Genomic DNA, 21,676 nt, shown 5'->3' on the forward strand with positions numbered 1-21,676 from the left:
TCTACGGGATGTTGCACTCCGTCATACCGGGCCAGGGATCGGTCGACGTCCACACGTCGACGGCGGGGATGAAGCCCCACCCGTGCTGGCGCTCGCGACCGGGAGCGATACGGTCACCCATCGTGTAGTACCAGATGCTGTTGCCGCCGCCGTGCGCGGCGCCCCTGCCCCAGCACACGAACCAGCTCGGCGACGTGTCGATCCAGCCGATCGCCGAACAGGCGGCGATGAAGCTGGCACAGCCGTACAGCGGGGCGCCGGTACGGTTCCCGCACACCCAGTCACGCGTCCAGGTGCGCCCCGTGTACGCGTCGTAATGGCTGACGTTGCGCGCGGTGCACCCGGCCTGGGCCGCGAAGGGCGCGGCCTCGGCCGTGGTCGGCGGCGCGTTCTCCGCCGCCGCCCGGACACTCGTACCGGCCTGGGGCGACGACGCCTGAACGGCGCCGGCGCCGAACAGCACGGCCAGCAGGGCGGCGAGCACCGCCACCGCTCGTCTCACAGACATGTTTCGGCCCCCGTTGTCGAGAAAGCAATGGTCGGATGGCCCGGTGGAACCGAGGAGGTTTCACGGGGCGTCGCTTGAGAACCGAGCCTTCCACTCGCTCTCTGTCCATGTCATCGCTTGTGGCCATGCGACATGAAAGACGATCGATAAGGGATTCATCATGGTTGCTGGCGAAACGGCCGCAGGAGGCGCCGGGCCGACGGGCCCCGACCCGCGGACGCCGAGCGCCCATCAGCTCCGGCTGTTCGTCGCCCTCGCGGAGGAACTCCACTTCTCACGCGCCGCCGCCCGGCTGTTCATCACCCAGTCGGCCCTGAGCCAGCAGATCAGGGACCTGGAAAGACGCCTCGGGGTCAAGCTGTTCGACCGTTCGAGCCGGGCCGTGACGCTCACCCCGCAGGGCCGCGTGCTGCTGGCGGACGCGCGCGGCGTGGTGGCGGCCATGGACCGCCTGAGCCGCAGCGCTTCGACGCAGGCGCGCCGACTCTCCGGACGGCTCGTCGTCGGCACCATCGGCGCGGAGGCGGCGATGCCCTACACGCGCGCCGTGCTGCGCCTGCTCCAGGAACGCCACCCGCTGGTCGAGGTCGACGTGCGCAGCCTCCACTTCGCCGACCACTTCGACGCCCTGTTCCGCCACGACGTCGATGTGGCCTTCCTCCGGCCACCCGTCCCGCCCGGCGTCGAGGTGCGGCAGCTCGCCACGGAACCCCGGCTGGCCTGCCTCGCCGCGAGCGATCCGCTCGCGGACCGGGAGCGGATCGCCCTCGCCGACCTGGCCCGCCACCCGGTGGTCGACGTCCCGCCGCAGGTGCCGCGACTCTGGTGGGACTTCTGGGCGGCCGACCCCCGCCCCGACGGCACCCCGGTGCGCTATGGACCCGTCGCCTCGGACCTGGAGGGCCTGCTGCACCTCGTGGCCCAGGGCCAGGGCATGTGCTTCCTGCCGGCCGCGGCGCGCGACCTCTTCCCGCGCCCCGGCATCCGCTACGTGGAGGTCACGGACCTGCCCCCGTCGACGGCGGCCCTCGCCTGGCTGAGGGAGAACCGCACGGAACCGCTCGTCGAGGCCGTGGCGGCAGCCGCCGCACACGTGGCCTCGGCGCGGGACCGGGGGGCCGTCCCGGGCGGGGGCCAGGCGGCGGACTGACTGCACGTCAGAGCGCGCGGCGACACCGGGCGCGTACAGCTGACGCGCCCCGCGCGGTGCGTTTCCCCGCCGGGCAGCCGTCGTTCGGCACCCGCCCCCCCGGCGGGAGGATCACGGACTCCGCTGCCCGCCCGGTGGAGCCGCCCGGCTCTCGGCGGTGCCGGGCGGGTCAGGTGAGGGCTCGCCCGCCGCGAGGTGCTCCAGGACCTCCGCCAGTTCCTGGCAGGCGCGGCGCACGGACCGGCGGGTCGCCCGCTGCTCGGTGATGACGGAGGCGAGAAGCAGGGCCGTCAGGGCGGCGGAACCGTTGAACGCCTGGAGTTTGGCCATGATCTCGACTTCCGTGAGGTGGAGGAACGCGCCCCGCGCGGAGGTCGCCGCGGAGGTGGCGAGCACGGAGGCGTAGAGCGCGCACAGCATGCTCCCGGCGAGCTGGAAGCGGAGCGCCGCCCAGATCAGCAGGGGGAAGACGAGGAAGAGCATGCTCATCGGGCTGAGGACGACCACGGGCATGACGATCAGGGTCGCCAGCCCCAGAAAGGCCGCCTCCTTCCAGCGCCGTAACCGGAGCCGTCCGGCCGGTCCCGCGAGGACGAGCACGAGCGGGGCGACGAGCAGCACCCCCATCGTGTCGCCCACCCACCAGGCCAGCCAGACGGGCCAGAACTCGCTCGCGTCCAGGGAACTCCTCGCCACCTGGAGCCCGACCCCCGCGGTCGCGCTGATCGTCATGGCGCCGAACCCGCCGAGGAAGACCAGGGCGAGCCCGTCCCGCAGCCGCGCCATGTCGCGCCGGAAGCCGGCCCGCTTCAGGAGCACGAAGGCGCAGAGCGGCGCGACGGTGTTGCTGACCACGGTGACCACCGTGGCGGGCCCCGGGGTGGTGAGGGAGGCGATGACGAGGAAGGAGCCGAGGGCGATCCCGGGCCAGACCCGCGCGCCGAGCAGCAGCAGGGCGGCGACGGCGACGCCGGTGGGAGGCCAGATGGGGGTGACCACCACGCCCTCGACGACGAGACGTCCCATCAGGCCGAGTCGTCCGGCCGCGAAGTAGCACGCCGCGACGGCCAGCGACATCAGAGCCGTCTCCGTAACGGACCGGTACTGCCGAGTTTCCCACACGTCAGCCATGAGACACCGGCCGGACCGCCGACGCCGGGCAAGGCCCCTGCGTGTCGGGTCCCGAGGCGAGCCCCTCCCTCCCCTTACGCCTCCCCCTCACTCCTCGGCCGCGGGCGGGGCCGGTACGCCGTCGTGGCCGACGACCAGGACGGCCGCGTCGTCCTCGTGCCCCACCGTGGCCGCCAGCCTCATGACGGCGGTGGCGAGCGCGTCGACGTCCAGTCCGGCGACGGCGGTGATCCCGGCGAGCCGGGTCACCCGGTCCAGCCCCTCGTCGATGTGGAGCGAGGGCCCCTCCACCACGCCGTCGGTCAGGAGGACGAAGACGCCGTCGGTGGTGAGCCGGTGGCGCGTGGTCGGGTAGTCGACGGCGCGCAGTACGCCGAGCGGAGGCCCGCCCTCGCTGTCGTCGATGCCGGAGCGGCCGTCGGTGGTGGCCCAGATGTGGGGGATGTGACCGGCCCGGGCGCACTCCAGGGTGCCGGCGGCGGGGTCCAGCCGAAGAAAGGTGCAGGTGGCGAAGAGGTCGGCGCCGAGGGAGACGAGCAGGTCGTTGGTGCGCCCGAGCAGCTCTCCCGGGTCTCCGGTGACGGACGCCAGCGCGCGCAGTGCCACGCGGACCTGACCCATGAAGGCGGCGGCCTCGATGTTGTGTCCCTGCACGTCGCCGATGGACATGCCGATCCGCCCGCCGGGCAGGGAGAACGCGTCGTACCAGTCACCGCCGACGTTGAGTCCGTGGTTGGCGGGCTCGTAGCGGACGGCCAGCCGCGCGCCCGGAAAACTGGGCAGGTCGGAGGGGAGCATCCCGCGCTGCAGGGCCACGGCGAGCTCGACGCGGGAACGCTGGGTCTCGGCCAGCTCCCGCGCCCTGGCGGTCAGCGACCCGAGCCGGACCAGAAGGTCCTCGCTGTTGTCGGCCGGCCGTCTGTGGAACATCGATCACTCCGACGTCACGACGATCCTCGCGTCGCTTCGCATCGCATTGCCTCGTCCCGGTCCCCGGTCCCCGGCACGCGGAACCACACGGGACCACACGGGACCGCCTCGGTACGAACAGGTCCCTCCTACTGTGCCCGGAGAGGACGGCGTCCGCATCTCATCGGCAGCGGGGCCACGTGTCGGGTGACCGCACGGGTCTGGCGGCTAGGCCGTCGGCGTCAGGCGGGTCTCGAATCCGTCGAGGATCGCGGCGAGGCCGAAGGCGAAGGTGTGGTCGGGGGCCGCGCTGTACTCCGCCGCCGCGCTGCCGCCCAGACGCTCGCGGAGGCGGGGGAAGCCCATGGCCACCTCGGTGGCCGCCGCCATGGTGTCCGCGAGCTGCTGCTCCGGGGCGCCGCTCCTGCTCAGGCGCCGGGTCAGCGAGACCTTGGCGGCGGCGCCGAGGGCGGTGCCGAGTACGTAGACGAAGACGGTGGCGGCGGCCCGGTCGGCGTCCGCCGGGGAGAAGCCGGCCTTCTCGTACAGGGCGAGGCTGTGGTCGTCGTGGCGGGACTTGCCGGGGCCGTAGAGCAGGTGGCTGCCGAATGCCTGCCCGAGCCACGGATGCCGGGTCAGCATGGCGTGCGTGCTGCCGGCCATCGCCGTGGCGGCCGGGCGCCACGCCATCGCGTCGAGGTCGGGCAGCTCCACCTCGTTCCAGACCGCGTCCCCGGCCAGCCGGACCAGCTCGTCCTTGGTCTTGATGTGCCAGTAGACGGCTGTCGCCGCGGTGCCCAGGCGGGCGCCGAGGCTGCGCATGTTGAGGCCGTCGAGCCCTTCGTCGTCGAGGAGTTCGATCGCGGCGCGGACGATCTGGTCGGGGGTGAGCGTGTTCCTGGCCATGCCGGGATCCTACTTGAACTTAGTTCTTGAGTGTGGAGAGGCTGGGGGCCTGGTCCGTTCCGGGGTGCGGCGCAAAAGGGCGACGCGTACGCAACGAAACGGGAGCTTGATAATAATGCAACGCCGGTGCGATAAACTGCCCTCGTGAGTACCCCACAGTTCGGCCGGGCCCGCTCCGCCGAAGCCAAGCGCGCCCGCGAGGACGCGATCCTCGCCGCGGCCTCGCGCCTCGCCCTGGAGCACGGCGTGCGCGAGGTGACGGTGACCGCCATCGCCGACGAGGTCGGCATGCACAAGTCCGCGATGCTGCGCTACTTCGAGACCAGGGAGGAGATCTTCCTGCGGCTGGCCGCGGGCGGCTGGCGGGACTGGGCGGCCGAGGTGCGCGACCGGCTCGGCGCGCTCCCCGCCTGCGCGGACGCCGCGGCGCCGCAGTGGCCGCACGCCGCCCGGTCGATCGCCGGGGTGCTCGCGCAGTCGCTGACGGCCCGCCCGCTCTTCTGTGACCTGCTCGCGCACACGCCGCTGAACCTGGAGCGCAACGTCTCCCACGACGCCGTCCGGACCTTCAAGCTCCGCGCGATCGCCGAGGTCGCCGAGACCGGCGCCGCCATCGCGGCCGTCACCCCGCTCGCCGCCGGCCAGGCGCGGTCCGTGGTGACGACGGCCACCGCGATGGCCGGGGCGCTGTGGCAGATGGCCGCCCCGGGCACCGGGCTGCGGGCCTTCTACGAGACCGACCCCGAGCTGGCGCACTCCGTCGTCGAGGTCGAGCCCCGCCTGACCGACATCCTCACCGCCCTGCTCACGGGCTACGCCGCCCAACCGCACTCAGGAGGAGACGCGTGAACGTCGTCATCTTCGGCGCCTCAGGGATGGTCGGGCAGGGCGTGCTCCGCGCCTGCCTCCTCGACCCCGAGGTCGACCAGGTGCTGGTCGTCGTCCGCCGCCCCGTCGGCATCACCCACCTCAAGCTTCGCGAAGTGCTCCACGAGGACTTCGCCGACCTGTCGGCGCTCGCCGGGCGGTTCGCGGACCTCGACGCCTGCTTCTACTGCCTGGGCGTGTCCGCGGCCGGCCACGACGAGGCGGAGTACACGCGCCTCACCTACGACTTCACGCTCGCGGCGGCCGGGGCGGTGAGCGCGGACAACCCGGCGATCGTCTTCACGTACGTCTCCGGCGAGGGCACGGACAGCACCGAGCGCGGCCGTGTGATGTGGGCGCGCGTCAAGGGCCGTACCGAGAACGCCCTGCTCGCCACGGGGATGGACACCTACCTCTTCCGCCCCGGCTACATCCGGCCCCGGCACGGCGCGGTCTCCCGCACCCGCGCCTACCGCCTGACCTACGCGCTCACCTCCTGGCTCTACCCCGTCCTGCACCGCCTGGCCCCCGCGCACACCACCACCACCGACCACCTCGGCCGCGCCATGCTCGCCGTCGCCCGCACCCGGCCGCCCGGCGACCGGGTGCTGTACAGCAGGGACATCAACCGGCTCGGCGCGTAGCGCGCCGCCGCCCGCCCGGTACGAGGCCCGGCGCGGGCGGCCGTGCGTGCCGAAGCCTTCCGGGGGTTCAGGCGAGGAATCCGCCGTCCACGGCGAGGTGGCAGCCGTTGACGTACGCGGCGTCGTCGGAGAGCAGGAACGCGACGGCGGTGGCGATCTCCCGCCCGGTGCCGACCCGGCCCATCGGGATGCCGGTCTCCGCGACGGGCCTGGTGTCCTCGGCGTTGGCCCGGGTCATCTCGGTGTCGATGACGCCGGGCTGGAGCTCGTTGACGCGCACAATCAGGCCGCCGAACTGGATCGCGGTGGCGCGGCCCATGCCCGAGCCCGCGCCGGTGACCAGAGCGGTCTTCGCGTGGAACGGTCGCATCCCGGATTCTCCGATCGGGTGTCTCAGACGGCGGACGGCAGGGTTACGGGGTAGGGGGCGCCGGTGTCGGCGGAGGCGGAGACGGCCTGCCAGGCGGTGGCCTCGGCCAGTTGGCCGCGCGAGTAGGCCAGCGCCATGTCGACGGCGCCCGCGCCCAGCAGCAGGTGGCCGGGGATCTCGTCGGCGTGGGCGAGGCGGACCAGGATCCCGGCGGCACGGTCGGGGTCGCCGAGCGCGGCCCCGCCGCCGCGCAGCAGGTCGGCCAGCGAGCCGACGGTGGCCGCGTACTCGGCGGGCACGCCGTCGATCCGCATCGAGGCCCCGGCCCAGTCGGTGGCGAACCCGCCCGGCTCGACCACCAGGTAGCGGATGCCCAGCGGGGCGGTCTCGGCGGCGAGGACGCGGGTGAACCCGTCGACGGCGAACTTCGCGGCCTGGTACGACCCGAGCCCCGGGGTCGCGCCGACCCGCCCGCCGACGGAGGAGAACTGGATCACCAGCCCGCCGCCCTGTGCCTTCAGCAACGGGATCGCGGCCTTGGAGACGTGGTAGACGCCCCAGAAGTTGGTGTCGAACTGGCGGCGGAAGTCCTCCTCGTCGGCCGTCTCGACCGGGGCGAGGTTGGCGTAGCCCGCGTTGTTGACCACCACGTCGACGCGGCCGAACGCCGCGCGGGCCGCGTCGAACGCGTCCTGGACGGCGGCCGGGTCGGTGACGTCCAGGGCGACGGGAAGGACGCGGTCGCCGTGCCGGGCGACCAGTCCGTCGAGCTGCTCCGGCCTGCGGGCGGTGGCCACGACCCGGTCGCCGGCCGCGAGGGCGGCCTCGGCCAGGGAGCGGCCGAAGCCGCGGGAGGAACCGGTGATGAACCAGGTGCGCGTGTCAGTGTCCATGGATTTAGTGAAACATCGTTGCGGTAATAACGCAACAGAGGCTCGTTAGTGGATTCTGTCGTCTGCCGTCTGGGGTGCCTCCTTCGCCGTGGAGTCCGGGTGCGGCACACTGGCGGCGTGCGCATCGTGATGATGACGGCGGGATCGCGGGGTGACGTCGCGCCCTACACGGGTCTGGGCGCCGGGCTGGTACGGGCGGGGCACGAGGTGACGTTGGCCGCGCACAAACTGTTCGAGCCGCTGGTGGCGGGGTCGGGGGTGCGGTTCCGGCCGCTGCCGGTGGACCCCCGGGCCGAACTCCACTCGGTGCGCGGCCGACGGCTGCACGACGCGCGGACCGGTGCGGGGAAACTCGTACGGTTGGCGTCCATGGCCAGGGGAGCCGTCGACGAGATGACGGGGGCCCTGGTGGAGGCGGCGCGGGAGGGCGACGTCCTGCTGGTCGGCGGGTCGCTGGGGCCGCTCGGGTACGCCATCGCCGACGCCCTGACGATGCCCGCTCTGGGACTGCACCTCCAGCCCTTGCATCCGACGGGCGAGTTCCCCGCCCCGGTCCTCGGGGTGCGGCCCCTCGGAGCGGTGGGGAACCGGCTGAGCGGACGGGTCGTCATGACCTCGGTGGACCTGCTCTTCTCCGACGCCGTGCGGTCGCTGCGGCGGCACGGGCTCGTGACGAAGGGCCGCCGCTCCCGAGGGCCCCGGTCGCGGCCGGTGCTCCACGGCTACAGCGAACTCGTCGTCCCCCGGCCCCGGGACTGGCCCGACGCGCTGAAGGTGTGCGGATACTGGTGGCCGCACGAGACCGGCCGGTTGTCCCAAGAGGTGGAGGACTTCCTCGCGGCCGGGCCCCGGCCGGTCTTCGTCGGCCTGGGCAGCGCCACCGTGCCCGATCCCGAGCGGGTGAGCCGCGAGATCGTCACCGCGCTGCGCGCGGCCGGCGTCCGAGGGATCGTCCAGCGCGGCTGGGCGGGACTGGGTGCCAGCGGCGACGACATCCTGACCGTCGACGAGGTGCCGCACGCCTCGCTGTTCCCCCGTACGGCCGCCGTCGTCCATCACGCGGGAGCGGGCACGACCGGCGCCGTCCTGCGGGCCGGGGTGCCCTCCGTTCCGGTGCCGGTCCAGTTCGACGCGGCGTTCTGGTCGTCCCGGCTGACCGCGCTGGGCACCGCCCCCGGAGTGGTACCGCTGCGCCGCCTGACCTCCGGGGCCTTGGCCACGGCCCTGCGCCGGGCCACCGAGGACGGCTCCTGTCGCGCTCGTGCCCGTACCCTGGCGGACCGCCTGGCCACGGAGGACGGCGTCGCACCGGTGCTCGCGGCGCTCGACCGCCTGCCGTCCTGACCCTCCCGCCGGACGGGTGCGGCGAAGCGCTAGCAGAGTCCAGGGCCGGCTGCCAGGGCGCACTGCGGTGCATCCGGTGGTACGCGCCGATGTCCCCTGTGCCCCCGAAGACGGGTCCACGAAGAGTTCCCGAACCGCCCTCCGTCATCGACAGTGGGTGCCCGGCGCATACGAGAACGGCACCGAAGGAGTGGCCCATGCCTGCCCTTCCCCGCTCCGCCTGGTACGACCTCACCCGAGACATGAACTGGACGCTGTCGTACGTGGACGAGGACCTGGCGTTCCCCCAGGAAGTCTGCGACACGCGCGGTGTGCCCGCCGAGGCGTGGTGGGAATGGGACGAACCGTACAAGATCACGTACCCCGAGTACGTGCACAACCAGGCGGGCAAGGACGCTGCGGTCTACGCGGTGAACCAGGTGGCCGCGCGCTCGCACGTCTACGAACGCCTCGATCCGGGTTGGCGGGCGGCGGTACTGGCGCACTACGGGGTGACGCCGCTGGCGGAGTACCTGGGGGCGATCGCCGAAGGCCGGATGGCACGGTTCGGGAGATCGGCGGCGTGGCGGAACATGGCCGTCTTCGGCACGCTCGACGAGATCCGGCACGCACAGATCCAGGCGTACTTCGCCTACAGCCTGCTGGGCAGGGAACCGCGCGCCGACTGGGCGCACCGGACCTTCCACACCCAGCACTGGGGGGCGATCGCCGCCCGGTCGGCGTTCGACGACACCTTCGGGGGGAACGACGCGGTCTCCACGGCGATCCAGCTCACCTTCGCTCTGGAGACGGGATTCTCCAACCTCCAGTTCCTGGGGATGGCTGCGGAGGCCCTGGAGGTCGGGCATCTGGAGTTCGCCGCGCTGATCTCGTCGATCCAGACTGACGAGGCACGCCATGCCCAGCAGGGCGAACCGACGATCAAGGTGCTGCTCAAAGCGGGCCGCAAGGACGTCGTCCAGGAACTGGTCGACGTGGCGTTCTGGCGGGTGTGGCGGATCTTCGCGCTGCTCACGGGCATGTCGATGGACTACTACACACCGCTGGAACACCGGAGCCAGTCGTTCAAGGAATTCATGAACGAGTGGATCGTCAAGCAGTTCCGCGAGCAGTTCCACGATCTGGGGCTGGAGCTGCCCTGGTACTGGAACGACCACTTCCTGCCCGAACTGGACTGGTTCCACCACACCGTGCAGATCGGCGTGTGGTACCTGCGGTCCACCATGTGGTGGAACCCGCACGCGGGCGTGTCCGCGCCGGAGCGTGCCTGGCTGGAGGAGAAGTACCCCGGGTGGGGCGAGAACTACGGCCCCCTGTGGGACCAGTTGGCCGACTGCCTGCGGGAAGGGCGGGAGATCCCTACGGCCCTGCCCACCCTGTGCCACCTGTGCAACCTCCCGCTGACCAATCCGTCGGGCCACCGCGCGGGCACACTGGATTCCCCCGAGCCCCTCACCCAGGAGCACGCGGGGCGGCGCTACTTCTTCTGCTCCGCGCCGTGCCGGTGGATCTTCTCGCTGCGGCCCGAACGGTATGCGGGACACGTCAACTTCACGGAACGGTTCGTGGCCGGCGACATCCAGCCCGCCACCCTGGACGGGGCTCTGGCCTACATGGGGCTGGCTCCCGAGGAGTACGGCGACGACTCCGTCGGCTACGCGTGGATCCTCGACCGGAAGGAACCGTGACATGGCCGTCCTCCCCGTGCAGGTGGCCGTCGACCGCGAACTCTTCCTCCGGCTCGTCCTGCTCGACGACACCGACTCGGTCGAAGAAGCCGCACGGAAGATCACCGACCGGATCCTGGGCGCCTTCGTCCCCGTACGGGAGCAGCCGCTGACCGTCTCCCACCAGGGGCGCGTGCTCGATCCGGGCCTCTCCCTCGGCGCCTGTCAGGTCGGGCCGATGGACGTGCTCCGGGTGGCGTACGCATGAGCGCGGACGTCCGCTGGACGCGGGCCGCCGCCGACGAGGACCTGTGGGAGGGCGACCTCCTGGGTGTCGAGGTGGCGGGCCGCCCGGTCCTGCTGGTGCGCCTCGCGGGCGGGGCGGTCAGGGCGTACCAGGGCCAGTGCCCGCACCAGGGCCTCCCGCTGGCCGAAGGGGACTTCGACGTGGACACGGGTGTCCTGACCTGCTCGGGACACCTGTGGGAGTTCGACGCGGCCACCGGCGGCGGCATCAACCCGAGCACCTGCCTGCTGACCGCCTACACGGTCCGGGTACGGGAGGGATCGGTGGACATCGCCGTTCCCACGCAGAGCGACGGCCAGAAGGGAACCGGCTGATGCACGCGGACCGGACAGACCCCCAGGCGGCGCGGACCGGAGACGAAGCGGCCGCGGACGACCCGCCGCCGAGGCTCGTCGGCCCGGTCCTCCGAGGCATGGACGCCGACCTGGCCCAGGCCGTCATCGCCGCCGTGGAGACGGACAACCCCGGGCAGGAGGTCCACGTGGTCGACCGCGGCGGGTACATCCGGGTCCACACCGTCGGGCGGTGCCGGCTCACCCGGGCCGGCCTGGAGTCGGAGCTGGGACACGACTTCCCCCTGTCCAGGCTGGAACCCGCACTGGGAGCCTTCGCCGGGCGGATGCGCATCACCGATGACGAGATCGTCTGGTATCTGGCGAGGCAGGAGGACTGACGTGACGCACGCACCGCGCCCCAAGGCACGCACCTGGAGCCTTCTCGGCGACGTCCGGCGCAAGCCCAGCCCGTACGAGGCGGTCACCGCCCGCTTCCAGTACACCTTCCGGCGCGAACCCGCCCCCTTCGAACTCGACCGGGGCGCGCCCCTCAACCAGTGGTACCTGGCCCACCGGGAGGGCTCCGCCTTCCAGGTGCCCGACTGGGAGGGCTTCCGTGACCCGCACCGGCTGACCTACAAGGACTACGTGACGCTGCAGCACGAGCGGGAGGTCCACACCGACCTTCTGATCGACGAGCACGAGGCGGCCCGCACCCTGCACACGCTGGACCCCGCGTGGGTGACGCTGCTGCGCCGGCTCGTCGTCCCGCTGCGCTTCCCCCTGCACGTGCTGCAGATGACCGCCTCGTACACGGCCCACATGGCACCGTCCGCGTTCATCACCAACTGCGCCGCCTTCCAGGCCGCCGACGAGGCCCGCCGGATCCAACGCCTGGCCTACTGGACCAGAGCCCTGGCGAACGCGCACGACGACGACCTCGCCGCGACCGCCACGGCCCGCTCGGCGTGGGAGGAGGATCCCGCCTGGCAGCCGCTGCGCCGCGTCCTGGAGGAACTCCTGACCGTACCGGACTGGGGCGAGGCGTTCACCGCGCTCAACCTCGTCGTCAAACCGGCGCTCGACATCCTCGTCGACGAGTCGCTCGCCGGTCTGGCCCAGGACAACGGCGACGCCTTTCTCGCCGACCTGTGCACCGAGTTCTCCCACGACGCCCGACGCAGTCGCGACTGGACCCGTGCCCTCGTCCGCTACGCCCTGGACCAACGCCCCGACCACGCGGAGCTGCTGCGGGACTGGGCGGACGCCCGACGGCCGGACACGGAACAGGCCACAGCGGCCCTGGCCGCCCTCTTCGCCCAGGCACCCGTCCCCGCCCCTCCCGAGGAGGTCCGCACCGCGATCGCCGTCGGACTGACCGCACTGCACACGGACGGCGGCCTACGGACACCGTCCTGACCCGTGCCCACCACGACCGGCCGACGCGCGCTTCATCGCCATCGCCATCGCCATCGTCACCGACCTCGCCGGGACCCCTGCCGAACTCGTCTCCGTCACCGGCGAGACGGCCTGGCGCAGCCGCTCGACCGCCTGGGGACCACCGGGTGGAACCGCGACGCCACCGCCTACACCCCACTGCGCTTCCCCGGCCAGTACGCCGACCGGGAAACCGGCCCGCACTACAACTTCTTCCGCCACTACGCCCCCGACACCGCCCGCTACACCAGCCTCGCCCCCCCTCGGCCTCTCACCCGCCCCCCCCAACCCGGCCACCTACGTCGCCAATCCCTGGGCGTCAGCCGACCCCCTGGGACTCGCCCCCAAGCGCTGCAGCTTCGACGCCTACGACTGGGGCGATGCGACAAGCGGCTTCGGAGGCAGCGTGCGCTACGGGCGCCTGGACCACCTGGGACGCCCCACCGAGCAACGCGTCCAGGTGGAGGCGGTGATCTACGACCAGGTGGAGGACAACGACGAGATCGTCCAGTACAACGTCGTCCCCAAGTACGCGGGCACCAACCCGATACCCCACGAGATCCACTTCACGGCGTACGGAAACAAGGGGTTCACCTTCACCTACATTCTGGAGAACCCCGCCGCCTACGTCCGAACCGGCGTCTAGCGCCCCCGACGACTCGTTCCGGAGAACCGCATGACCCGCACCACACCCCCCCGTCCCTACGACGTCGAAGCGCTGTTTCCCGCCCTCGCCGACTACCGGCGCACGGCCACGCGACTGCACCCCCGCCCCGGCGACCCGACGGCGCACGACAGCTCCGTGGCCGGCCCCATGCTCTGGCCTGCCGACGAACCCTGGCCGGTGTGCACCGCCGTCCATCCCAAAGCAACCGGCCACCTGCTGGCCGATGTCCGTCACGCGCGCCGCATCCACGCGGCCTCGGAGGGACGGCAGAAGACCGACGAGGAGATCGCACTCCTCGCCGGCTTCCAGACCGGTCCGCACCACCTCCCGATCGGCGACGCGGACCCCATCCCCATGCTGGCCGTCGCCCAGCTGTGGGCACGCGACATCCCCGACCTCACCGGACCCGAGGGACACGACCTCCTTCAGGTCTTCTGGTGCCCCTTCGAAGCACACGGCCCCGACCAGAGCGTCGACGTCGTCCTGAACTGGCGCCGCAGCGAAGACATCGGAACCGTCCTCGGCGACCAGCCCGAACCGCTCGTCGTCGGCTCACCCGAGTGCGTGCCCCAGCCCTGCGAACTCCACCCCGAGCAGATCACCGAGCACGAATACCTCGGCCTGCTCCCCGAGGACCTCCAAGAGTCCATCGCGGAGTGGGAGGAAGGGCTCCTCGACGAGGACGAGGAAGAAGCGGAGGCGGACTTCCCCACCGAGTACTCCAGCGATCTGTCCCTCGCACCCGGCTGGAAGGTCGGCGGCTTCGCCACCTGGCACCTCACCGACCCCCGCCCGATCGACTGCACCGTCTGCGGCACCCCCATGCCGCCGCTCCTGACCGCGCACTACGTCGAATGGGACCCCGCATCGGAGAGCTGGGCCCCACGCGAGGACCTCCGCCCCGACCTGTTCCGGCATGTCATCACCCCCACCGGCGTGCATCCGGGGCGCGGCTACCTGCGGATCCACACCTGCCCCGCGGATCCGTTCCACCCCCACCGCCTCAGCTTCCAGTGACGGGGGCCTGGAGGCAGCGGGGGCGCCCGATCGGCCCGCGGCGGTGAACGCGTCCTCCCCGGCTTGGCGGCGGCTGGACACGCTCATCCGGAGCGGGCTCGGCGGCTGAGACGGGGACGGACGGGGGCACCGGTGGGCGGTTCCGGTCTGCCCCTCGCCGTCAGGAGTGCGCGAACGCAGCCTGGTATGGAGACTGCCTGCAGTCCCGGGACCACGCACCCGATGGCGAACTGTTCGACGGGCGGACCCTGACCGTGGCCGGAACCACCCTCACCGTGCTCCACACACCCGGACACACCCCGGGGGCGGTCTGTATCCACGCACCGGATCTGGTCACCGAAACGGAGTGTGGTTCCACATGCGGTCGTAGTCCGCCCACGTGGGTGCCGGGCCGGGCAGGCCGCTGTGGGAGCCGCGCAGGCCGTCGAGCGCCAGAGCCAGCATCCTGTGGCGGGCGTGCTCGTCCAGCTCCGTGCGCCGGGGGTAGCGGCTGAACATCTCGATGACGTGGGTGATGTCGAGGGTGGTCACGTCGGTGCGCACCGTCCCGTCGTCGTGACCGCCGCGGAGGAGCCGTTCCGCCAGCTCCTTCGCCCGTTCGTTGGCGGCGATGACCTCGGGGGGAAGGGTGAACGACCCGGCCAGGGTGGCGAACGCGCCGGTCCGGGCCTGGACCGCGGCCGCCATGTAGCGGGCCAGGATCTCCCAGCCGGTCCCGCCCGGCTCCGCGGCGGCTTCGAGTTCGGCGATCGTGGACGAGATGCCGGTGACGCACAGCCGCTGGAGGAGCTGCTCTTTGCTGCCGTACCGGCGGTAGAGAGTGCCGATGCCGACGCCCGCCCGCTCCGCGATGGCGGACACCGGCGCGTCGGCTCCCTGTTCGGCGAACACGTCGCGCGCCGCTTCGAGTACGAGGAGGTCGTTGCGTTCCGCTTCGGCCTGGCGTCCGAAGCGCCCTCCGCCCAACGTCCCTTCCGTGTCTCTCTTCTTCATGCCGTCCAACCTATTGCCTGTCGGAGCGATCCGCTCCGATACTCCCTATCGGAGCGAATCGCTCCGATAGGAGGTTCCGATGGAGAACACATCCCTGCTGGCCATGTCCGCGCCGCTCTTCGTCCTGCTGATCGTCCTTGAGATGGTCTACTACCGGCTCCATCCCGACGAGAACGCCAGCGGCTACACGGTGCGCGACACCGCGGCCAGCCTCGCCGTGGGCGCCGGCGCTGGTGTCGTGGACATCGTCTACAAGACGATCGCCCTCGCCGCGTTCGTCGCGCTGTACGAGCTGACCCCGCTGCGCGTCGACGTCACATGGCTGACGTTCCCGCTGATCCTGCTGGCCCAGGACTTCTTCTACTACTGGATGCACCGCTCGCACCACCGGGTGCGCGTCCTGTGGGCCAGTCACGTGGTCCACCACTCCAGCCTCAGGTACAACCTCTCCACGTCCGTGCGGCAGCCGTGGACCGGCCTCACCTCGCAGATCTTCTACGTCCCCCTGGCCTTGGCCGGCGTACCGCCCTGGGCGATCCTTCTGTGCGGCGGCATCAACATGCTCACGCAGTTCTGGCTGCATACCGACCGCATCGGCCGACTGCCCCGCCCTATCGAGAGGATCATCAACACGCCCTCCAGTCACCGCGTCCACCACGCCTCGCAGGGCGGCTATCTGGACCGCAACTTCGGCGGCATCCTGATGATCTGGGACCAGCTCTTCGGTACCTGGGCCCAGGAGACGGAACGCCCCCTTTACGGGCTGACCAAGAACATCGACACCCACAACCCCCTGCGGATCGTCTCCCACGAATACGCTGCCATCGGACGGGACCTGGCACGCGCCACGCGCTGGCGGGACCGGGCCCGGCACCTCGTGGGCAAGCCGGGCTGGCGGCCTGAGCGGTCGGCCGCCTCTTGCTCCTGCTCCAGGCCCGCCGTCCCCGCCGGCGCCGCCACCGATACCTGCGCACACTCGGGGAGCCGGGGTGTCGGCGCTCCGTGACCTGGGCGGGGTCTCCGGGGCCGGGTGTGGCGGCGGGCTCGCCGCCGGCTCCGGCCGCCTCCGTTCGGCTGCCCGGCCCCGCGGTCTCGCACGGTGAGGCGCAGTCCGTCGAGGAGGACGGCGAGGGTGAGTGCGGCTGTGCGGTGCTCCCCGCCCGCCCGGCGCAGCCGCCCGTTGAGGTCCTCGAACCCCTCGGTAACCAGGGCGTCGAGTGCGGCATGGAGGTCACGGAAGTGGCGTGTGGGGGCGGCGTGGCTCACTCCGAGGTCGCGGGCGAGCCCGCGTTCGCGCGTCAGTGGGCCGGTCCTTGAAGGCGTGACCTCCGGCGCGCGGGCGGGGCTCCGCCCCCGGGGGCGCGGCGGCCTCGGGCTGCGGCCCCGGGGTTTACGCGACCCAGGGCCAGGCTGCCCGCGCGTCACCCCCGGGCGCGCCCCCGCCGGCCCCGGGCTCGGCCCCGTCCCCCCGACTGTTCGCCCGGCGTGTCAGCCGTGCTCCGCCGCGTCCGCCCGCTCTTCCAGGTCCCGCGCCGTGTCGGCGGCCCAGTCCCGCATCATCGTGGCGTTGCGCACGCCGAGGTCGAGGGCGTACTTGCCGAAGGGGTCGGCGGGTGCCGTGCGCGCTTCGACCTCCTCCTTGAGGCGGAGGACATCGTCGAGCCGGGCGGCGTGCCGGGCCTCCTCCGCGCGCATCACCGCCGCCGCGTCGCGTGGCGGCAGGAGGCTGACGAGGAAGCCGCGCAGCGCGGACTCGTTGCGGACGCCCCGGAAGTGGTCGTCGCCGTGGACCCACGCGCTCACCTCGTCACGGCCGGCCTCGGTGACCGTGTAGACCTTGCGGCCGCGGCCGTCGCCCGCGTTCTCGACGGTGACCGCCCCGGACGCCTCCATCTTGGCGAGCTCCGGATAGATCTGCCCGTGTCTGGCCTGCCACACGAGGTTGACCGAGGTGTCGAAGCGCTTCGCGAGCTCGTAGCCGGTGGCCGGGCCGTGGTGGGCGAGCGTGCCGAGCAGGGCGATCCGTAGAGACATGATCACAGGATACCCAGACATTGACCTGTCAGGACTGACCTGTCAGCATCGTCATATGAAGCAACCCCGGCGCGCGGTCGACGGACCGCTCCTCATCGCCGTCCTCGGCGGCATGTTCCTCGCGATGCTCGACCAGACGATCGTCGGCACCGCACTGCCCCGCATCACCCAGGACCTCGGCGGCGGCGAGCTCTACACCTGGGCCGTCACCGCCTACCTCCTCACCTCGACCGTCACCGTCCCCCTCTACGGGCGGCTCTCCGACGTCTACGGGCGCAAGCCGCTCCTCCTCACGGGCATCACGGTCTTCCTCGTCGGCAGCGCCTTGTGCGCGGCGTCCCAGGACATGACCCAGCTCATCGCCTTCCGGGCCGTCCAGGGGCTGGGCGCCGGCGCCCTGATCCCGCTCTCCCTCGCGCTCTTCGCCGACTCCGTGCCGCCCGAGCGGCGCGGCCGTACACAGGGAGCCGTGGGCGGGGTGATGGCGGCCAGCTACGTGATCGGCCCCTACCTCGGCGGGCTGTTCACCGACCGGGCCAGCTGGCACTGGGTGTTCCTGGTCAACCTCCCGGTCGGCGTGACCGTGCTCGCCGTCATCGGGCGCCGACTGCCCGCCGGCGTCCGCCTGCCCGGTGCGGGACGCCCGGACTACGCGGGCATCACCCTGCTCACCGCCGCGATCAGCTCCCTCCTGATCGGACTGACGATGAAGGGCATCGACGGCCGCGACTGGACCGACGCCGCCGTCACGGGGCCCCTCGCCCTCGCCCTCGTACTCCTCGTGCCCTTCCTCCTCGTCGAGCGCCGCGCCGCGCAGCCGATCATCCCGCTGCGCCTCTTCCGCAGCCGTTCCTACGCGCTCGCCAGCGCCGCCTCGTTCTTCTCGGCCTTCTGCCTCTTCACCGCCGTCGTCTTCCTGCCCCGCTATTTTCAGGAGGCTCTCGGCCACGACGCCAGCACCAGCGGGCTGCTCCTCTACCCGCTGATGGTCGCCATGGTCATCGGAAGCCTCCTCGGCGGCGCGCTCCTCAGCCGAGGCGGACGGGCCCGTGTCTGGCTGGTCCTCGCCGCCTTGGCGGCCGCCGCCGGATCGCTGCTCTTCGTCCGGCTCACCCTGGACACCCCCCTCCCCGTCATGTCCCTCTGGATGGCGCTCATCGGCCTGGGCATCGGGCCCATGCTCTCGGGCCTGACCCTCGTCATCCAGTCCGCGGTCGCCCCCGCCGACATCGGCACCGCCAGCTCCAGCATCACGTTCTTCCGCCAGATCGGCGGATCGGTCGCCCTCGCCGTGGCGGGCACCCTCTACGCCGACACCCTCGCCCGCCGGCTGGGCGAGGGACCCCACCAGGCGCAGGCCGCGGCCACGGCGGCGGTCGTCCCGGCCCTCGCCGTCACCGGCGCCCTGGCCACCCTGCTGGCCGTCGCCTTCCTGCCCGGCCGCCGCGCCACGGACCGCCAGGACGCCCCGCCCGCGCGGACCCCCTCGCCGCGCCTCCCCGAAGCGCGGGCCGCCGGCGTGGCGGTGCGGGACGACGAGCGGCCCCGCGACACCAGGACGGCCCCGGGTCCCGACGTACCGTGACCGGAACCCTCGTCGACGGTCCTTGGGCGCCGGCATCCGCGTCCCCACACACCGGCAGGGGACGTCCAGGGCCGGCGCACGGCGGACGGACGCCGTCGCACCGAACGCTCCGGTCCGCACGGCCCGGAGCGATGGGAGCCCGTCCGCCGGGCATGGGTGAGCGTCCGGCGCCGCTCCCGGTCTGCCTATGGTGGGCGGCATGGACGTGTTCGACGAGCTGCTGCGTGGTGTCCGAGGCAAGGGCGCGGTCTTCGGGCGTTCGGTGCTGTGGCCGCCCTGGTCCCTGCGCTTCACCGACGGGCCCTACCTGACCCTCGTCCTGCCGCTCCGCGGCGCGGGATGGATCGTGGCCGAGGAGGGCGAGCCCCGCCGCGTCGCGCTCGGTGAGGTCGCGATCGTCCGGGGGCCCGCGCCGTTCTCCTTCACCGACGACCCGGCGCACGGCCAGGGGGAGGGGGAGGGCCGAGCCATCGGCGTACGGGAGATCCACTGGAACGTGGAACAGCCGGACGCCGTCGAACGGGACGGCGAACTCAGCGGCCCCACCGTGCTGCTCGCCGCCGCCTACGACGTACGGGCACAGGTTCCGCAGCGGCTGCTGCGCGCGTTGCCGCCGGTCCTGGTGGTGCCCGACGAACCCGACTGCGCACCGCTGCGCGACTATCTGGAGAGCCAGATCGGCGGCGGCCGGCCGGGGCGGCAGATCGTGCTCGACCGGCTGCTGGACTGGCTGCTGGTGTGCACCCTGAGGGACTGGTTCGACCGGCCGGAGGCCCAGCCGCCGCGCTGGTACGGCGCTCTCGGCGACGAGGTCGCCGGGGCGGCGCTGCGGGCGATCCACGAGGATCCGACGCACCCCTGGACGACGGCGGAGCTCGCCGCGCGGGCGGGGGTGTCGAGGACGACCCTGGCGAAACGCTTCACGGAGCTGGTGGGCGACGGGCCGGTGGCCTACCTCACCGAGTGGCGCATGACGCTCGCCGCCGACCTGCTGAGCAGTACCGAGCTGACGGTCGCGGCGGTGGCCCGGAAGGTCGGCTACGCCGACGCGTTCGGCTTCGGCGCCGCGTTCAAACGCCTGCGGGGCGTGAGCCCCGGCGCGTACCGGCGAGACGCGACGGCCGCCCCGGAGCCGGGCCGGTCCGCTCCGGCGGGCTGACCAGGCCGCGCGCAGGAACGGGGGAGGGGGACGGGTGACCGGGGACGCGGCCGGCAGCCCCGGTGCGCGTCGGCGGGGTCGGCTCGTGGCCGCCGCTCATCGGGTCCCGCCCGCCGCTCCTCCCGTACGGGTCAGGCCCAGGCGCCGGCCGCCGCCGCGTCCCGGGCGAAGTCGGCCATGTCGCGCGGCGGGCGGCCGAGCGCCCTGCGGACACCGTCCGTCAGCGGAGCCTCCCGGCTCGTGAGGATCGGGTCCATCGCCTCCGTCCACACGGCGGCCTCCTCCGCGGGCACGCCCTGCGCCTCCAGCCCGGCCCGGTAGGCGGACGGCGTGACCGGAACGTAGGCGGCGCGCACTCCGGCCGCCTTCGCGATCTCGTCGAGCATCTCGGCGACGCTCAGCGCGCGGGGCCCGGACAGCTCGTACACCTCACCGTCGTGGCCGTCCTCCACGAGGGCCGCGACGGCGACCGCCGCGATGTCGTCGGCGTCGACGAACGCGGCGCTGCCGTCACCGGTGGGCAGGGACAGCTCACCGGCGCGCACGCCGTCGAGGAACACGCCCTCGCTGAAGTTCTGGGCGAACCAGCCGGGCCGCAGGATCGTCCAGACGACCCCGGAGGACCGGACGGCCGCCTCGCTCTCCCGATGCGGGGCGCCGACCGCGTCGGTGAGGTAGCCGGGAGTGCCGGTGCCCCGGGCGGAGAGCAGCACCAGCCGCCGTACGCCGGTGGCGACGGCCAGCTCGACGAAGCCGGGCGTGGGGGAGGGCGAGCCCTCGGGCCCGACGACGTAGACGGCGCTGACCCCGCTGAGGGCCGGCCCCCAGGTGGCCGGGTCGCCCCAGTCGAAGGGGGTGTCGCCGGAACGGGACGCGGCCCGGACCTCCACGCCCCGCTCGCGCAGGAGGGCGACGACCCTGCGGCCGGTCTTTCCGGTTCCGCCGAGGACGAGGACGGTTCCCGGGGTGGTGGTCGTGCTGGTGGTGATGTCGCTGTGTGTCATGGGTCGAGCCTCACAGGACGGGCCTCCGGCGGCCATGGGCGATCGTCCGCAAGGCATGTCCATGGGTCCGGCACCCGCCCGCGACACAAGCCGACCCGGACCATCACGGTCTGCGGCGGCCCGGGTTCGGCCGGGGGCTGAGACGGGTACGCGCGCCTGTCACGGTGTCGCGTCTGCGTCAGCAGGGCGTTCTCACGGCCTAAAGGGTGTCGCAGAAGGCTCCGTTCTGGGGCAGCTCCGCGCACTGAGGGACCTTCTCGCCGACAGAATGCCGGTGCCGTGGCGGGCGCTGGCGGCGTGGACAGCCTCCGGGTGCGTGCGGCGGTTGTGTCGCTCGATGGGGCGAACCTGCGGGCGAGGTGTAGACCCGGCGCATGTGCCTCCGTAGCGTGCCAGATCCATCAGGAGGGGCAACCGCACATGCGAGGTGGAGCGTGGGGGGAATGATGAGCGGAGGCTGGGCCGCGTCGGGGCTGTGCCGGACCGAGGCCGCTGACGACCTCTTCGTCGAGGGAGCAGCTCAGAACCGGGCCAAGGCATTGTGCTTTGGCTGCCCGGTGCGCGCGGAATGCCTCGCCCACGCACTCGACGAACGCATCGAGCACGGCGTGTGGGGCGGCATGACGGAACGGGAGCGGCGGGCGCTGCTGAAGCGCCGCCCCACCGTGCGTTCCTGGGCCGCGTTGCTGGAGGCGGCGAGGCGGGAGCACGACGCCGGCCGCGCCGTCGTGGCCCGCAGTACGGCTTGACGTACAGAAGGGCCGTCGGGCGGCGTTGTGCCGATCACCTCTTCATCTGTCGTGCGGGTG

The 21,676-nt window shown here is 72.5% G+C and carries 24 protein-coding genes and 3 pseudogenes; 17 read left to right on the forward strand and 10 right to left on the reverse strand.

The window, feature by feature from the left end; all coding sequences use genetic code 11:
- Window position 1 precedes the first annotated feature (1 nt).
- Complete coding sequence (locus AB0C99_RS10960; protein ID WP_362472606.1) at window positions 2-508, reverse strand: hypothetical protein; 507 nt, start codon at window positions 506-508, stop codon at window positions 2-4.
- 160 nt (window positions 509-668) lie between these two features.
- Here AB0C99_RS10960 and AB0C99_RS10965 point away from each other — a divergent pair, with 160 nt between their 5' ends.
- A complete protein-coding gene (locus tag AB0C99_RS10965; protein ID WP_362472608.1) occupies window positions 669-1,658 on the forward strand; it encodes a LysR family transcriptional regulator in 990 nt (329 codons plus the stop codon).
- A gap of 111 nt (window positions 1,659-1,769) precedes the next feature.
- Here the strand turns inward: AB0C99_RS10965 and AB0C99_RS10970 are convergent, their stop codons facing one another.
- The 3 genes from AB0C99_RS10970 to AB0C99_RS10980 all read right to left on the reverse strand — a co-directional run bounded on the left by AB0C99_RS10970 (window position 1,770) and on the right by AB0C99_RS10980 (window position 4,604).
- The gene (locus tag AB0C99_RS10970; protein WP_362472611.1) at window positions 1,770-2,735 is read right to left on the reverse strand and encodes an MASE1 domain-containing protein; all 966 of its coding nucleotides are present in this window, start codon (window positions 2,733-2,735) and stop codon (window positions 1,770-1,772) included.
- Window positions 2,736-2,876: 141 nt separating this feature from the next.
- Window positions 2,877-3,719, reverse strand: a complete 843-nt coding sequence (locus tag AB0C99_RS10975; RefSeq protein ID WP_362472614.1) for a PP2C family protein-serine/threonine phosphatase — start codon at window positions 3,717-3,719, stop codon at window positions 2,877-2,879.
- Between the two features lie 207 nt (window positions 3,720-3,926).
- On the reverse strand, window positions 3,927-4,604 hold the full coding sequence (locus tag AB0C99_RS10980; RefSeq protein WP_362472617.1) for a TetR/AcrR family transcriptional regulator C-terminal domain-containing protein: 678 nt from the start codon (window positions 4,602-4,604) through the stop codon (window positions 3,927-3,929).
- Between the two features lie 144 nt (window positions 4,605-4,748).
- Here AB0C99_RS10980 and AB0C99_RS10985 point away from each other — a divergent pair, with 144 nt between their 5' ends.
- Together AB0C99_RS10985 and AB0C99_RS10990 are read left to right on the forward strand one after the other, a co-directional pair.
- Window positions 4,749-5,453, forward strand: a complete 705-nt coding sequence (locus AB0C99_RS10985; protein WP_362472619.1) for a TetR family transcriptional regulator — start codon at window positions 4,749-4,751, stop codon at window positions 5,451-5,453.
- Complete coding sequence (locus tag AB0C99_RS10990) at window positions 5,450-6,115, forward strand: epimerase (protein WP_362472621.1); 666 nt, start codon at window positions 5,450-5,452, stop codon at window positions 6,113-6,115. Before AB0C99_RS10985 ends, AB0C99_RS10990 begins: the two co-directional genes overlap by 4 nt.
- A 67-nt stretch (window positions 6,116-6,182) precedes the next feature.
- Here the strand turns inward: AB0C99_RS10990 and AB0C99_RS10995 are convergent, their stop codons facing one another.
- The gene (locus AB0C99_RS10995) at window positions 6,183-6,485 is read right to left on the reverse strand and encodes an SDR family oxidoreductase (protein ID WP_362472624.1); all 303 of its coding nucleotides are present in this window, start codon (window positions 6,483-6,485) and stop codon (window positions 6,183-6,185) included.
- A gap of 23 nt (window positions 6,486-6,508) precedes the next feature.
- Window positions 6,509-7,378 (reverse strand): SDR family NAD(P)-dependent oxidoreductase, encoded by an 870-nt coding sequence (locus tag AB0C99_RS11000; protein ID WP_362472626.1) that lies wholly within the window; start codon window positions 7,376-7,378, stop codon window positions 6,509-6,511.
- Window positions 7,379-7,495: 117 nt separating this feature from the next.
- Here AB0C99_RS11000 and AB0C99_RS11005 point away from each other — a divergent pair, with 117 nt between their 5' ends.
- The 10 genes and pseudogenes from AB0C99_RS11005 to AB0C99_RS11050 all read left to right on the forward strand — a co-directional run.
- Window positions 7,496-8,722, forward strand: coding sequence for a glycosyltransferase (locus AB0C99_RS11005; RefSeq protein ID WP_362472629.1), 1,227 nt, complete (start codon window positions 7,496-7,498; stop codon window positions 8,720-8,722).
- Between the two features lie 197 nt (window positions 8,723-8,919).
- On the forward strand, window positions 8,920-10,410 hold the full coding sequence (locus tag AB0C99_RS11010; RefSeq protein ID WP_362472631.1) for a YHS domain-containing protein: 1,491 nt from the start codon (window positions 8,920-8,922) through the stop codon (window positions 10,408-10,410).
- 1 nt (window position 10,411) lies between these two features.
- A complete protein-coding gene (locus tag AB0C99_RS11015; protein WP_362472634.1) occupies window positions 10,412-10,657 on the forward strand; it encodes a toluene-4-monooxygenase system B family protein in 246 nt (81 codons plus the stop codon).
- Window positions 10,654-11,010 (forward strand): Rieske 2Fe-2S domain-containing protein, encoded by a 357-nt coding sequence (locus AB0C99_RS11020; RefSeq protein WP_362472637.1) that lies wholly within the window; start codon window positions 10,654-10,656, stop codon window positions 11,008-11,010. Before AB0C99_RS11015 ends, AB0C99_RS11020 begins: the two co-directional genes overlap by 4 nt.
- The gene (locus AB0C99_RS11025) at window positions 11,010-11,369 is read left to right on the forward strand and encodes an MmoB/DmpM family protein (protein WP_362472645.1); all 360 of its coding nucleotides are present in this window, start codon (window positions 11,010-11,012) and stop codon (window positions 11,367-11,369) included. Before AB0C99_RS11020 ends, AB0C99_RS11025 begins: the two co-directional genes overlap by 1 nt.
- Before the next feature lies 1 nt (window position 11,370).
- Window positions 11,371-12,390, forward strand: a complete 1,020-nt coding sequence (locus AB0C99_RS11030; protein WP_362472648.1) for a hypothetical protein — start codon at window positions 11,371-11,373, stop codon at window positions 12,388-12,390.
- Window positions 12,391-12,439: 49 nt separating this feature from the next.
- Window positions 12,440-12,754, forward strand: a pseudogene (locus tag AB0C99_RS11035) (RHS repeat-associated core domain-containing protein); the annotation flags it as partial.
- Between the two features lie 60 nt (window positions 12,755-12,814).
- The gene (locus AB0C99_RS11040; RefSeq protein ID WP_362472651.1) at window positions 12,815-13,054 is read left to right on the forward strand and encodes a hypothetical protein; all 240 of its coding nucleotides are present in this window, start codon (window positions 12,815-12,817) and stop codon (window positions 13,052-13,054) included.
- 30 nt (window positions 13,055-13,084) lie between these two features.
- Complete coding sequence (locus AB0C99_RS11045) at window positions 13,085-14,092, forward strand: hypothetical protein (RefSeq protein ID WP_362472654.1); 1,008 nt, start codon at window positions 13,085-13,087, stop codon at window positions 14,090-14,092.
- Window positions 14,093-14,301: 209 nt separating this feature from the next.
- Window positions 14,302-14,430: pseudogene (locus tag AB0C99_RS11050) on the forward strand (MBL fold metallo-hydrolase); the annotation flags it as partial.
- On the opposite strand, the gene AB0C99_RS11055 reads toward AB0C99_RS11050, so the two are convergent.
- Window positions 14,426-15,085 carry a helix-turn-helix domain-containing protein gene (locus AB0C99_RS11055; protein WP_362472657.1) on the reverse strand — a complete coding sequence of 220 codons (660 nt, stop codon included), beginning with the start codon at window positions 15,083-15,085 and terminating at the stop codon, window positions 14,426-14,428. The pseudogene AB0C99_RS11050 and the gene AB0C99_RS11055 sit on opposite strands and share 5 nt — an antisense overlap.
- 79 nt (window positions 15,086-15,164) lie before the next feature.
- Between AB0C99_RS11055 and AB0C99_RS11060 the strand changes: the two genes are divergently transcribed.
- A complete protein-coding gene (locus AB0C99_RS11060; RefSeq protein ID WP_362472660.1) occupies window positions 15,165-16,091 on the forward strand; it encodes a sterol desaturase family protein in 927 nt (308 codons plus the stop codon).
- Between the two features lie 176 nt (window positions 16,092-16,267).
- Here AB0C99_RS11060 and AB0C99_RS11065 read toward each other — a convergent pair.
- Window positions 16,268-16,375, reverse strand: a pseudogene (locus tag AB0C99_RS11065) (TetR/AcrR family transcriptional regulator); the annotation flags it as partial.
- Between the two features lie 198 nt (window positions 16,376-16,573).
- The gene (locus tag AB0C99_RS11070) at window positions 16,574-17,119 is read right to left on the reverse strand and encodes a PadR family transcriptional regulator (RefSeq protein WP_362472663.1); all 546 of its coding nucleotides are present in this window, start codon (window positions 17,117-17,119) and stop codon (window positions 16,574-16,576) included.
- Window positions 17,120-17,174: 55 nt separating this feature from the next.
- Between AB0C99_RS11070 and AB0C99_RS11075 the strand changes: the two genes are divergently transcribed.
- Together AB0C99_RS11075 and AB0C99_RS11080 are read left to right on the forward strand one after the other, a co-directional pair.
- Window positions 17,175-18,704 (forward strand): MDR family MFS transporter, encoded by a 1,530-nt coding sequence (locus AB0C99_RS11075; protein WP_362472665.1) that lies wholly within the window; start codon window positions 17,175-17,177, stop codon window positions 18,702-18,704.
- Between the two features lie 199 nt (window positions 18,705-18,903).
- Window positions 18,904-19,863, forward strand: coding sequence for an AraC family transcriptional regulator (locus AB0C99_RS11080; protein WP_362472668.1), 960 nt, complete (start codon window positions 18,904-18,906; stop codon window positions 19,861-19,863).
- Between the two features lie 131 nt (window positions 19,864-19,994).
- Here the strand turns inward: AB0C99_RS11080 and AB0C99_RS11085 are convergent, their stop codons facing one another.
- Complete coding sequence (locus tag AB0C99_RS11085; protein ID WP_362472671.1) at window positions 19,995-20,867, reverse strand: NAD(P)H-binding protein; 873 nt, start codon at window positions 20,865-20,867, stop codon at window positions 19,995-19,997.
- 443 nt (window positions 20,868-21,310) lie between these two features.
- Here AB0C99_RS11085 and AB0C99_RS11090 point away from each other — a divergent pair, with 443 nt between their 5' ends.
- Complete coding sequence (locus tag AB0C99_RS11090) at window positions 21,311-21,616, forward strand: WhiB family transcriptional regulator (protein ID WP_362472744.1); 306 nt, start codon at window positions 21,311-21,313, stop codon at window positions 21,614-21,616.
- Window positions 21,617-21,676: the final 60 nt, after the last annotated feature.

It is taken from the genome of Streptomyces sp. NPDC048659 (assembly GCF_040650575.1).
Lineage (GTDB): Bacteria > Actinomycetota > Actinomycetes > Streptomycetales > Streptomycetaceae > Streptomyces.